This window comes from Micromonospora sp. NPDC047740 (genome assembly GCF_043204735.1).
Classification (GTDB): domain Bacteria; phylum Actinomycetota; class Actinomycetes; order Mycobacteriales; family Micromonosporaceae; genus Micromonospora.
Window position 1 is genome coordinate 1 of record NZ_JBIDCT010000006.1, and the last position, 12580, is coordinate 12580.

9 protein-coding genes are annotated in these 12580 nt (G+C 71.1%); 4 read left to right on the top strand and 5 right to left on the bottom strand.

The annotated features are described in order from the left end of the window. The 4 genes from ACGF4F_RS12885 to ACGF4F_RS12900 form a co-directional block, all read left to right on the top strand. The coding region (locus ACGF4F_RS12885) for an amino acid adenylation domain-containing protein (protein ID WP_357446508.1) at positions 1 to 3492 on the top strand (3492 nt) is incomplete at its 5' end. Continuing rightward, positions 3489 to 4502, top strand: coding sequence for a 2,3-diaminopropionate biosynthesis protein SbnA (gene sbnA / locus ACGF4F_RS12890; RefSeq protein WP_357446511.1), 1014 nt, complete (start codon positions 3489 to 3491; stop codon positions 4500 to 4502). The genes ACGF4F_RS12885 and sbnA, both read left to right, overlap by 4 nt. 14 nt (positions 4503 to 4516) lie before the next feature. Then, complete coding sequence (gene sbnB / locus ACGF4F_RS12895) at positions 4517 to 5530, top strand: 2,3-diaminopropionate biosynthesis protein SbnB (RefSeq protein ID WP_393077205.1); 1014 nt, start codon at positions 4517 to 4519, stop codon at positions 5528 to 5530. A 2-nt stretch (positions 5531 to 5532) separates the two neighbouring features. Continuing rightward, positions 5533 to 7323, top strand: a complete 1791-nt coding sequence (locus tag ACGF4F_RS12900) for an ABC transporter ATP-binding protein/permease (RefSeq protein WP_357446517.1) — start codon at positions 5533 to 5535, stop codon at positions 7321 to 7323. A 3-nt stretch (positions 7324 to 7326) separates the two neighbouring features. On the opposite strand, the gene argH is transcribed toward ACGF4F_RS12900, so the two are convergent. The 5 genes from argH to ACGF4F_RS12925 are packed head-to-tail and all read right to left on the bottom strand — an operon-like array spanning position 7327 to position 12576. After that, the gene (gene argH / locus ACGF4F_RS12905; RefSeq protein ID WP_357446520.1) at positions 7327 to 8802 is read right to left on the bottom strand and encodes an argininosuccinate lyase; all 1476 of its coding nucleotides are present in this window, start codon (positions 8800 to 8802) and stop codon (positions 7327 to 7329) included. 1 nt (position 8803) lies between these two features. Further along, positions 8804 to 10006 (bottom strand): ATP-grasp domain-containing protein, encoded by a 1203-nt coding sequence (locus tag ACGF4F_RS12910; protein WP_357446523.1) that lies wholly within the window; start codon positions 10004 to 10006, stop codon positions 8804 to 8806. Continuing rightward, positions 10003 to 11064, bottom strand: coding sequence for a pyridoxal-phosphate dependent enzyme (locus tag ACGF4F_RS12915; RefSeq protein WP_357446526.1), 1062 nt, complete (start codon positions 11062 to 11064; stop codon positions 10003 to 10005). Before ACGF4F_RS12915 ends, ACGF4F_RS12910 begins: the two co-directional genes overlap by 4 nt. After that, positions 11042 to 11995, bottom strand: coding sequence for a hypothetical protein (locus tag ACGF4F_RS12920; protein WP_357446530.1), 954 nt, complete (start codon positions 11993 to 11995; stop codon positions 11042 to 11044). Before ACGF4F_RS12920 ends, ACGF4F_RS12915 begins: the two co-directional genes overlap by 23 nt. Beyond that, positions 11992 to 12576 carry an NAD(P)H-dependent oxidoreductase gene (locus ACGF4F_RS12925; protein WP_357446533.1) on the bottom strand — a complete coding sequence of 195 codons (585 nt, stop codon included), beginning with the start codon at positions 12574 to 12576 and terminating at the stop codon, positions 11992 to 11994. Before ACGF4F_RS12925 ends, ACGF4F_RS12920 begins: the two co-directional genes overlap by 4 nt. Positions 12577 to 12580 lie beyond the last annotated feature (4 nt).

Genomic DNA, 12580 nt, shown 5'->3' on the forward strand with positions numbered 1-12580 from the left:
GCAGCCGCCAACCACCCACACACCCCCATCGACGACCTCGACATCCTCCTACCCAACGAACACCACCAGATCCTCACCACCTGGAACAACACCACCGCCGAGCATCGCCCGGGCACGCTGAGCACACGTTTCGAGCAGCAAGCCGCACGCACTCCGTACGCCATCGCGGTCACCGACGGCGCCACCACACTCACCTACCAACAGCTCAACGACCGCGCCAATCAGCTTGCTCACCACCTCGGCGCAGGCCTCGAGACCACCGTCGCCGTCGCGGTGCCCCGCAGCACCCAGCTGCTCATCACCCTGCTGGCCATCGGCAAGACCGGGGCCGCCTACCTCCCCATCGACCCGGACCACCCCGCCACCCGCATCCAGCAACTGCTCGCGGACGCGCGGCCCCGGCTGCTCATCACCACCACCGGCAACGGCGCGAAGGGCGTCCCCGTCCTCTACCTCGACGACCCGGAAACCGCTGCGGCCGTGGCCGCCCGGCCCACCACCAACCCGACGCCCGGAACGCACCCGGACCACACCGCGTACCTCATCTACACCTCCGGGTCCACCGGCCGGCCCAAGGGCGTCATGGTGTCGCATCGGTCGATCGTCAACCGCCTCGACTGGATGCAGGCCGAATTCGGGCTCACGCCCGAGGACCGGGTTCTGCAGAAGACGCCGGCCGGCTTCGACGTCTCGGTGTGGGAATTCTTCTGGCCGGTCCTCGTGGGCGCAACCGTCGTGATGGCCAAGCCGGAAGGCCACCGCGAGCCCGACTACCTGGCCGCCGTGATCCAGCGTGAGCGGATCACGACCATCCATTTCGTACCGTCGATGCTCGCCACCTTCCTCCAAGAGCCGGCCGCCACGGCCTGCCGCAGCCTGACGCGGGTCATCTGCAGCGGCGAGGCGCTGCCCGCCCACCTGGCCGAGAAGTTCCACGCGACGCTGCAGGCCGGGCTCTTCAACCTCTACGGGCCCACGGAGGCGGCGGTGGACGTCACCTTCGCCCCCTGCACCCCCGGCCGGCAAGGTGCCTCGGTGCCGATCGGCCGGCCGGTCTGGAACACCCAGGTGTACGTGCTGGACCGGCGCCTCCGGCCGCTGCCACCCGGCGTCCCCGGCGAGCTCTACCTGGCCGGCGTCCAACTCGCCCGCGGCTACCACAACCGCCCCGACCTCACCGCCGAACGCTTCACCGCCAACCCGCACGGCACCCCCGGCAGCCGCCTCTACCGCACCGGCGACCTCGCCCGCTGGCTCCCCGACGGCACCCTCGACTTCCTCGGCCGCGTCGACCACCAGGTCAAACTCCGCGGCATGCGGATCGAGCTCGGCGAGATCGAAAGCACGATCCTGGCGCACGAGGCGGTGGCCGAGGCCGTCGTGACGCTCGATGTCGACCAGCGCGGCGAGCAGCGGCTGGTCGGCTACCTGGTGCCGGACGGGTCCAGGGCGGCCGCGGTCCGGGCGCTGTTGGCACTGGAGAAGGACGGGACCGTCGACGGCGTACCGCGCATGACCTTCCCGGACGGGATGTCGGTCTTCTACCGCAACCGGTCGGAAACCACGTTCTTGCGTGAGGAGATCTTCGAGGATGAGGAGTACCTGCGCAACGGCATCGTCATCGCGGAGGACGCGTGCGTGTTCGACGTCGGTGCGCACATCGGCATGTTCACGCTGTACGCCGCGGCGCGCGCCCCCAAGGGTGTGGTGCACGCCTTCGAGCCGATCCCGGACCTGTTCCAGGTGCTCGCGCTCAACACCCGGTTGCACGGCGTCAACGCGCGGCTGCACCCGATGGGCCTGTCCGACGCCGACGGGACGGTGAAGTTCGCCTACTACCCGGAGCTGTCCATCATGTCCGGGCGCTACGCGGACACCGACGAGGACCGGACGGTCGTCCAGGCGTACACGGAACAGACCTGGCAGGAGGTCACCGAGCCGGGAGTCGAGGGCCTGCGTGCGATGGTGGACGAGCTGGTCAGCGACCGGATGCGGCAGGAGATCGTGTCGACCCGGGTGCGCACGCTGTCCCAGATGATCCGCGAGACCGGGGTCGACCGCATCGACCTGTTGAAGGTCGACGCGGAGAAGAGCGAGGAGGACATCCTGCGCGGCATCGAGGACACGCACTGGCCGATCATCGACCAGGTCGTCGCCGAGGTGCACGACGTGAACGGCCGCCTCGACGCGATCACCGAACTCCTCAAGGGGAAGGGCTTCCAGGTCACTTCCGGCGTTACCTCGGCGCTGCACCGCACCCGGCTGGTGACGCTGTACGCCGTCCGCGAGGTGCGCGGCGGCGCCAATCCGCCACCGGTGAAGCGATGGTCCGACCCGGACCGCCTGGTCGAGGACGTGCGCGGGCACCTGCGTGAGCGGCTGCCGCTTCCGATGGTCCCCGACGCCATGGTCGTGCTCGACGGGCTGCCGCTGTCGCACAACGGCAAGCTGGACCGGCGCGCCCTGCCCCACGCGGCCCGGGCGGACCGGGGACCGCGCCGGCCGCCGCGGACCGACCGCGAAGAGGCGCTGTGCCGGTTGTTCGGCCAGATCTTGGACGTGCCGGAGATCGGCATCGACGACGACTTCTTCGAGCTGGGTGGCCAGTCCTTGCTGGCGATCCGGCTGGTCAGCCGGGTGCGCGCCGAGCTGGGCGGGGACGTGAGCATCCGGACTGTGTTCGAGTCGCCCACGGTCGCCGCGCTCGCCGAGCGGATCGGCGAGCGGACCGGCCGGGACGATGTCGCCGTGCTGCTGCCGATCCGGGCGTGGGGCAGTGAGCCGCCGCTGTTCTGCATCCATGAGCTGTACGGGCTGAGCTGGGCGTACCGCCGGCTCGCCGAGCACGTGCCGGCCGATGTTCCGGTGTACGGCCTGCAGGCCCGCGGGATCCTGGAGCCCGACCGGTTGCCCCGCTCGGTGGCGGAGATGGCGCTCGACTACGTGAAGCAGATCCGCTCGGTCGCGCCGCACGGGCCGTACCGGCTGCTGGGCTGGTCCTCCGGCGGCAATGTGGCGCATGCCGTCGCCACGGCCCTGCAACAGGAGGGTGAACAGGTCAGCTTCCTGGCGCTGCTTGACTCGTACGTGCCGGACTGGCACCGCCGGCAGGGTGACGACGACGAGGACATGGTCCTGCGCCGGATCGTCGAATTCCTCAGGCGGGACGACGGCCGGCAGCGGGACCGGGAAGCTGTCCTGGCGCTGCTGCGGGAGGAATACGGCGGCTGGGAGCATCTCGGCGACTGGATCTTCCCGGCGTTCGTGGACGCCGCGATCAACACCCGCGCGATCGTCCGGGAGTCCAAGCCTGAGGTGTTCGAGGGTGACGTGCTGTTCTTCTCGGTCGAGGGTGACCAGCCGCACCTCGGCTGGGAGCCCTACGTGACCGGACAGGTCGAACAACACCCGGTCTCAGGCGCGCACAACGACATGATGGAGCAACCGGCGGTGGACGAGATCGGCGCCATCCTCGGCCGGAGACTGGCATGACGAGCGGCAACCGGGACCGCAACGGACTGATGCGGCACGTCGAGTCGCTGGCCGCGGCGATGATGCCGACACCGCTGGTCCCGCTGGCCGATGAGCGGCTGGACCTCTACGCCAAGCTGGAGTTCAGCAACTTCTCCGGCAGCGCCAAGGACCGGTCGGCCCTGTGGATCCTGCGGCAGGCGATCCTGCGCGAGCAGGTGACCCCGAAGTCGGTCCTGGTCGAGTCGTCCTCGGGCAATTTCGCCATCGCCCTTGCGTCGCTCTGCGCCTCGCTCGGTCTCGAGTTCGTCCCGGTGATCGACTCGAACGTCAACCGGACCACCGAAAACTTCTTGCGGGCGCTCAGCAGCCGGGTGGAGCGGGTGCACGACATCGACGACACCGGCGGCTTCCTGAAGTCGCGCCTCCGACGGGTGCAGGACCTGTGCGCGGAACTGCCGGACTCTTACTGGCCCAACCAGTACGCGAACACCGACGGCGCGGACGCGCACTATCGCTTCACCGCATCCGAGTTGTGCGACGCGCTGGACCGTATCACCCACGTCTTCGTCGGTGTCGGTACGGCCGGCACCATCGCTGGTCTGTCCCGTCGTCTGAAGCAGACCGATCCGCGCGTACGCGTCATCGCGGTCGACGTCGAGGGATCGGTCATCTTCGGCGGCGCCCCGGGCCGCCGGCGCATCCCCGGCATCGGCTCCAGCATCGTCCCGCCGCTACTGCAGCACGCGCTCATCGACGAAACCATGCTGGTGTCCGAGTACGCGAGCATCGTCGGCTGCATCCAGCTGTGGCAGCGGCACGGCATCTTCGCCGGCGGGTCCAGCGGCAGCGTCTACGCGGCCGTCCAGCGCTACTTCGCCGGCTACCGCGGGCCCCGCCCGCGGGTCGTGTTCCTGTGCGCCGACCGCGGCAACGCTTATGCCGACACCGTCTTCAACCCACAGTGGGTCGCCGAGACCTATCCGGAGCGGATCGACGACGTGTTGATCTCCTCAACGGCATCAGTGTGATTGGAGGAGAGAGCATGCCCTACGCCCCGCCCGAAGCACTGCTCGTCGTCCGCGGCGCCGAGGTCGCCGAGCAGATCGAAGGGAACCGGGAAACGGTTCAGGACATCGTGCGTGACGCCTACCTGACGCACGCCCGTGGCGACTCGTCGCTGCCGCACAGCAGCTTCCTGCGCTTCCCAGACCGGGAACGGGACCGGATCATCGCGCTGCCCGGTTACCTGGGCGGGCGGTTCCGGGTCTCGGGCGTGAAGTGGATCGCCAGCTTTCCCGGCAACATCACGCACGGATTGGCGCGGGCGTCAGCCATCCTGCTGCTCAACGACGCCGGGGCCGGGTTCCCGTACGCGTGCCTCGAGTCCTCGCTCATCTCGGCCGCCCGCACCGCCGGTTCCGCCACGCTGGCCGCCGAGGAACTGATCGGCGGGCGGCGTGCCGGGCGGGTGGGCTTCGTCGGCACCGGCTTGATCGCCGAGCACATCCGGCGCTTTCTCACCGAGCTCGGCTGGGAGATCGGCGGGTACCGGCTGTTCGACACCGATCCGGCGGCGGCCGAGCGGTTCGCGCAGACGCTGCGCGAGACCGACGCGCCCGACGTCAAGGCCGTCGGCGACGTCCGTGAGGCGTTCTCCGCGTGCGACCTGGTGATCCTCGCGACCGTCGCGGGCACGCCGCACCTCGCCGACCCACAGCTCCTCCGGCACGCCCCTGTTGTGCTGCACGTCTCGCTCCGCGACCTCGACCCGGCGCTGATCGCTGCGGCGCAGAACGTCACCGACGACATCGGGCACGTCGTGCGCGAGCGGACCTCGCTGCACCTCGCGGCGGAGCGGTTCGGACACCAGAACTTCATCGACGGCACACTCGCCGATGTGCTGACGGGCGGCTTCACCCGGGACCCGGGGCGAGCCGTCGTCTTCTCCCCGTTCGGGCTGGGCGTGCTCGACCTGGCCGTCGGCAAGCACGTCTACGACCGGGTGGCCGGACTCGGCGGAGGAAGCCCGGTGGCCGGCTTCTTCCCCGCGGGTTAGCCATGGACGAGCCGTTCCTGGACATCAACGGCCTTACCCGTACGTACCGGAGCAAGGGTGGCGCCCTGGTGCACGCCAACGTCGACATCGACCTGGCCGTCGCGCCGGGTCAGGTGTTCGGCCTGCTGGGCGCCAACGGCGCGGGCAAGACCACCATGGTCATGCAGATCCTGGGACTGCTCACGCCGACATCGGGATCGATCCGGGTGGCGGACGTGGACGTCGTCCGGCAGCCGGAGGCAGTCAAGCACCTGGTGGGTTTCCTGCCGCAGCAGGGCCTGGCGATGCGGCTCATCGAGGTGCGGCGGGCACTCGCCTACACCGGCCGGCTCCGCGGGCTGTCCGGCGGGGCCGCCCGGCGGCAGAGCGACGACCTGCTCGACGAGTTCGGCATCGCCGCCGACGCCGACCGCTACGTCAACGGGTTGAGCGGCGGCCAGTTGCGCCTGGTCAACCTCGCCATGGCGCTGGTCGGCCGGCCGCGGCTGCTGGTGCTGGACGAGCCGACGAACGAACTGGACCCGCGCAGTCGCCGGCTGGTGTGGGACGCGCTGCGACGCCGTAACGAGGAGGACGGCACCACCGTCCTGCTGGTCACCCACAACGTGCACGAGGCCGAGCAGGCGGTGCACCGGGTAGCCGTGATGAACGGCGGCCGGATCGTCGCCGAGGGCACTCCCGGCGAACTCAAGGAGCACCTGGGCAGCCAGGTCCGGCTGGAGCTACGCCTCAAGGAGGGTGAGACGCTCACCCCGGCCGCCGCCGCGCGGCTGGCGTCGTTCGGCTCGCTGGCTCCGCGCGGCAAGGAGGGCGGGTACGTGATCCGGGCCGAACCGGATCGCATCGGCGCGCTGATGGACGTGGTGGTGTCCGACGTCCGGCTCAAGCGCGTCGACGACTTCCGGGTCGCGCGCCCCAGCCTGGAGGAGGCCTATCTGGAACTGGAGGCTACCGGCGACCGGCGGGAGTTCCCCTCGCCGCCGGCGGCGCCGGTGCCCCCGGCCGTTCCCGCCGCAACCCCCCGCCCGCGGCCGCCGGCCCGGGAGTCGATCGGCCGCCGGGTGCGCGAGGTGGGCCACCTGTGGCTGGAACAGATGCTCGGAGCCCGTACCACCTGGGTGTGGAATGTGTTGTTCGGGGTTCTCATGCCGCTCGCCATGGTCTTTGGCATGACGAAGATCGGCTCCGGGCTGACCGACCGGCAGAGCATGCTCTACATCATCAGCGGCGCCACCGTCTTCGCGCTGACCACCGAGAACGTCAGCAACCTGGCGCAACGGGTCGGCATGCTCAAGGCCGAAGGCACGATCATGTACTACGCGTCACTGCCGATCAGCAAGGTCTCGTTCGTCTCCGCGCTCATGCTCTCCCGGCTGCTGCTGATAGCTCCGGGCCTGCTCACCCCGATGGTGGCCGGGGCGATGCTGTACGACCTGCAGCTGTCACCCTCCCCGCTCCTGCTGCTGGTGCTGCCGCTGTCGGCGCTGTCCCTGGCATCGCTGGGAATGATGATCGGCAGTCTGTTCGCCCGGGTGGACATCATCGCGATCGTCACCAACATCCTGGTGTTCGCGCTGCTGCTGATCGCCCCGGTGATGATCCCGGCGGCCGCGCTCCCGGTGCCGCTGCAGATCATGGGATGGGCGCTGCCGCCCACGTACGCGGCCGACGCGCTCCGCCGGACGATGAGCGGAGACCTGGGTATGCCGCTGACCGTCGATCTCGTCGTTCTCACCGGGATGGCGCTGCTCGGCCTGATTGGGTCGGCCCGCTGGTTACGCTGGCGGCTGTGAGTCTCACGCCGTCGGCGTGCCGGTGATGATCCCCTGCACGGCGGCGGCCAGCCGCTCCTCTCCCGCCTCCCATCCCGTCGTCCAGCCGAGCAGGCGGCGCCGGTGGGCCACGGCGCGCTCACCGGCCTCGGCGATCGCCCGGGCTCGGGACCGGGGACCCGGGCCGCCGCCGTACTCGGCCGCGGCGCACACCTCCGCCGGTTCCGTCGGCACGTCCTCGATGCGGTCCTTCAGCGCCTCACCCATCGACGACGCCTCCGCGTCCAGGACGAGCCGCACGGCCCGGCCCACCTCGTGGTGGGCGCGCCGGAACGGGACGCCGCTGCGCACCAGCTCCTCGGCGATCGCCGTCGCGACGGTCATGCCGTCCCGCGCGCGCCGCTGCATGGCCGCGGGGTTCACTGTGGTCCGGGAGAACACCTTGACCAGGATCGCTGCGGCGTCGCTGCTCTCGCGCAGCGCGTCCCATATCGGCTTGACTCCCTCGGTGCCCACCGAGATCGAGTTGGTGTACGGTTCGTTGCGCATCGCCGCGGCCGCGGTCACGAACGCCCCGAGCGCAGCCGAGGACTTGCCGCGTACGTTTTCAAGGACGAACGGATTGCGTTTCTGCGGCATCATCGAACTCGAGCCCACCAGGTCATCGGGCACCGTCAGCAGGTCGAACTCCTGTGACGACCAGAGCAGCAGGTCGGTCGCGGCCCGGCTCAGCAGCACGCCCAGCGTCGCGGCCGCGGCCCCGATTCGCAGCACCACGTCCCGCGCGGCTACCGCGTCGATCGAGTTGCGCAGCGGGCCGGCGAAGCCGAGCAGCTCGGCGGTCCGATCCGCGTCGATCGGGATTGAGGTGCCACCGACGGCACCGGCACCTAGCGAGCTGTACGCCAGCCCCTCGCCCGCTGCCAGCAGCGCGTCCACCTCCCGGGCCAGGCCGCCCGCCAGGCCGGTCAGGTAATGCCCGTACGTGATGGGGGTCGCCGGCTGGAAATGGGTGTAGGCCGGCATGACGCACTCGCCGTACCGCCGGCTGCGGTTGATCAGGACGAGTTCCAGCCGGATCAGGCGGTGAATCAGCTCGGCCAGCGGCTCGCGCAAGCCGAGCCGCAGGCAGGTGGCGTTGAGGTCGTTGCGCGAGCGGCCGGTGTGCAGCAGGCCGCCCACCCCCTCGCCCAGCGTCTCGATCAGGTGGCCCTCGTAGGCAAGGTACAGCCCGCGCGGCGCGGGCCGGCCCTCGATCGGCCGGAAGTCCTGCCGGCGCAAATCGGTGACGGCCGCCAGCAGGGCCGCGGCCGCGGCCCGCCCGACGATGCCCCTCTCGGCGAGCATGACCACGTGCGCCAGGTCCACCCGGGCGATGCGGTCCAGCTCGGCCTTCCACGGCGCGGTGACTTTCCAGCGGGGTTCCAGCAGCATGCGTTGAAGCTCGGGGTCCAGGCCGGTGGTCAGCCGTCCGGTGTCCGCCCCTCCTGTCGCTGTCAACTCAGGGTTCCTTCCGGATCTCCGGTGTGAGCTTGTGCAGCGCCGCCTCGGCGGCCGCGCCGGACTGCGCGACGACGTGGCCGATGCGGTCGCGGAAGTCGCCGTTGCGGGCCAGCAGGGTGCCCGGCTCGCGGTAGATCTGCACCTCGACGACGCCGGGGATCGCCGCGGCGTCCTCGACGCCGTGCACGGCGACCAGCTCGCCCTCGGTGTCCGGGATGAGGAAACGGATCGAGCTGGGTCGCGGTGCGACGTCCTGGGACAGGCGCGGCGGCAGGCCGGCGAACCCGCGGACGGTCTGCAGCACCAGGTCCAGGCCGGTCGCCTCCTGCACCAGGCGGGGAATCCAGCCGCCCGCCAGCCGCGGGTTGACCTCGATGAGCACCGGGCCGTCCGGGCCGAGGCGCAGCTCCACGTGCGCCGGGCCGAAGGACAGCCCGAGCCGCAACACCGCCCGCCGGGCCGCGTCTCGCAAAGCGTCCTCGTCCGGCGGGGAAAGCATCGCCGGAAAGTCGTGGCCGGCCTCCACGAAGGACGGCGGTGCGCCGAGATGCTTGCGCGTCACGCCGACCGGGACACCGCCGAAGAGCTCGACGGAGAACTCCGTCCCTGGGACGTACTGCTCCAGCAGGATCCGCTGCGGCAGCGGCCGGCCGCGCTCGTCGACCCGCTCGCCCAGCAGCTTGCCCGCGTACCGGACGGCCTCCTCCGCGGTGCCGCACAGGCGCACGCCGCGGCTGCCGCTGCCGGAGACCGGTTTGACGACGACCGGCGTGCCGAGCCGGTCAACCGCGACCGCCGCCTCGTCCGCATCGGAGACGCCGGCGAAGCGCGGGACCTGAACGCCAGCGGCGTGCAGCCGCTCGCGCTGCCGTTCCTTGTCCCGGGTGACCTCGACCGCGGCCGGGTCGGCGCCGGGCAGCCCGAACCGGCCCGCAGCCGCGGCCGCGATGCCCACGTAGTACTCCGAGCTGGTGCCTACCCCGGCCAGATCGCCGGCCAGCCTCGCGCACGCGCGCACCACGTCGTCGAGGTCGTCCGTCCGGGCCGCGACGACGTCCGGCTCGTCGTCTCCCCAGTGGTAGCGGGACGCGTTCTCGGTGAGCAGCACGGGCCTCAGGCCGCTCGCCCGGGCGCGCCGGACGAAGAGCCGTCCGGTGCCGGAGGTGTTGCTCTCCACCAGGACGAGGATGCGGTCGCTCATCGCGTACCCACCGCCGCCCGCAGGTCGACGACCTCGTCGCGGGTGCGCCGCCCCCAGGCGTACCGGCTCCAGCGGTCCTCCAGGTCGCCCGGATGGGCGATCTCCGTCGGCTCGCGGGGCGCCTCGACGCCGGCCAGCCCCTCCCGCCGCAGCCACGCGTCGTGGAAGACGGTCCGCTGGTAGCGGTGCCCCTCGTCGGGCATCACGGCCAGCACCGTGCCGCCCGGGTTGTGCCGCGTCCACCATTGCCCCACCTGGTAGGCGGCACCGCTGGTCGGGCCCATGAAAAGCGTGTGGTCGGCGTGCAGCCGCCGGGTCATGGCGAACGCGTCCCCGGCCGGCACCCAATGCACCTCGTCGAACAGTGAATGGTCCAGCACCTTCGGCAGCAGTCCGTTGCCCAGGCCGCGGAGTCGGCGCCGGCCGTTCGGCGCGCCGAACAGGACGCTGCCGGGGGTGTCGACGCCGATCAGCACGAGATCGGGCCAGAGCAGCCGGAGGAAACCGGCGATGCCGGTCGAGGAGCTGCCCGAGCCGACCGGGCAGATCAGTGCGTCCACCTGCGGGAACGACTCGGTGATCAGCTCGGCGACCCGGCCGTACGCGTTGGCGTGCATGGTGTTGTCGTACTGGCCGGGGGTGAATGGCGAGCGGTGCCGCGCCCGGATGCGTTCCACCCGGTCGAGGCGCGCCTGCTGGATCCCACCGGTCCGGGCGGCCTGTCCGCTGACGATGCTCACCCGGGCGCCGAGCGCCTCCAGCCGGCGCCGCAGGTGACTGTCGATGGCGGTATCGCCGACCAGGATCAGCGGTAGCCCGAGCCGGCGGCACACCATGGCCAACCCCAGCCCGTACGTGCCGGAGGTGGTCTCGATGACCGTGCTGCGCTCGGTCAGCTGCCCCTGTTCCAGGGCCCGCTGCAGCACGAACTGCGCGGGCAGGAGCTTCATGAGCTGGAAGGCGGCGGCGTACAGGTCGCCGGAAAGGTGGATGAGCCGCGGCAGGACGGCCGAATCCACGACGTCCGTGAAGGGCTTACGAATCCGGAAGGCGCTCATCGTCCCCGTCCGTGAAAAACTCCCAGGTGCGGGAGATACCGATGCGGAAGAGCTCACGCCGGGCCCGGTCGATCTTGCCGGCGAGATTCGGGTCCGCGGCGTCGAAGAGCAGGCCGGCCACGCTGCCGCTGTGCGCCACCTCGATGCCGGCCGCCCGGGTCTCCTCGGCCACCTGGAGCAGCCGCGGGAAGTGCTCGATCGGCAGGAACCGCTGGTTCAGCCGGGCGCTCGCGGTGGCCACCCGGCCCAGCGCCGCCACGTCACCCTCGGCCGCGCCCCGGCGCAGCATGCCCCGCAGCGTGCGGAAGCTCTCGATCTCCCACCGGCTGTACCGGGCCGGCGCGAGTGCCAAGGTGTCGATCGGCTCGGGGCGGGCGGCGAAGCCGATCACCTTTATCCGGGGCATGCGCACCTGGAAGTCCTCCAGGATCAGGCCCTCCCGGTGGGCGAACAGCAGCATGCGGTCGTACATCAGCGGGTCCGCCGCGCGCTCGGCCTCGACCGCGATGCGTGCGATCCGGTCGGTGGGCAGGGTGGCGCCGAACGCGCTCAGCACGGCCCGGATCGTGGCGGTGACGTCGCTGGTGGACGACCCCATACCGAAGCCGGTAGGGATGTTGCTCTGCACCGACACGGCCCCGCCGGCCTTTTCGCCCAGGATGTCGGCGGTGGCGCGGGCGGCCAGCAACGCCTTGGTCTTCCACGGCGGGTGCGCCGTCCACTCCGGAGTTTCCTCGGTGACGACGACGCTCACCTCGGTGCTCATGATCGGGCAGGGCAGCGTGACCAGTCCCCGGTGCAGGGAACCGGCGAACTCGAAGACACCCTGCAGAAGCTCGCCGTGGTGGCCGTGTGCGGTCCCCCACCCCCGGCGGTCGCCGTCGCCGGGAAGGAGCAGGGTGCCCTGCGCCTCGTCCTGCTGGCTGCTCAATTGCCTACCCGTCTCTCTCCAGCGCCGGCGCGGCGTGCCAGCGCGAATTCCACCACCTGCCGGCTCACCAGGGCGAGCTGGTGCTCAACGGCCGGGCTCGGTATCCCCTGGCACAGCGCCGACGCGCGGTCCACCGCGACGCCCAGCGGGGTCGGCCAGCCGCGCAGGGAGTGCACCGTGTCGCGCAGGGAACGCATCGTGTTGACTGGGCCCTGCGTACCCGCACCGACGGCGACACAGCCGACCGCCTTGTCGGTCAGGTACGGATTCGCGTGGTCCCGGAGTCCTTCCAGGTAGTCGATGGCGTTCTTCAGCAGTCCCGAGAGCGAGCCGTGATGGGAGGGCGATCCCAGCAGTACGCCGTCGGCCGCGGCCACCGAGGCGAGGAGCTCGCCGACCGCCGCCGCGTCGCGGGCGTCGACCGGCGAACCGTACAGCGGAAGCCGCAGCTGCTCGCCCCGGAAGAAGCACACGTCTGCGCCCAGCAGCTCGGCGTGCGTCGCCGCCACCCGCAGCAGGCTCTCCGTGGACGACTGCGGCGCCTGGCTTCCGCACAGGGCCACCACGCGGATCACGCCCATGTCG

Coding starts and splice junctions, on each gene's coding strand:
- ACGF4F_RS12915 (WP_357446526.1), bottom strand. CDS start 11,064: ATGAGCGCCTTCCGGATTCGTAAGCCCTTCACGGACGTCGTGGATTCG.
- sbnA (WP_357446511.1), top strand. CDS start 3,489: ATGACGAGCGGCAACCGGGACCGCAACGGACTGATGCGGCACGTCGAG.
- ACGF4F_RS12910 (WP_357446523.1), bottom strand. CDS start 10,006: ATGAGCGACCGCATCCTCGTCCTGGTGGAGAGCAACACCTCCGGCACC.
- ACGF4F_RS12925 (WP_357446533.1), bottom strand. CDS start 12,576: ATGGGCGTGATCCGCGTGGTGGCCCTGTGCGGAAGCCAGGCGCCGCAG.
- sbnB (WP_393077205.1), top strand. CDS start 4,517: ATGCCCTACGCCCCGCCCGAAGCACTGCTCGTCGTCCGCGGCGCCGAG.
- ACGF4F_RS12900 (WP_357446517.1), top strand. CDS start 5,533: ATGGACGAGCCGTTCCTGGACATCAACGGCCTTACCCGTACGTACCGG.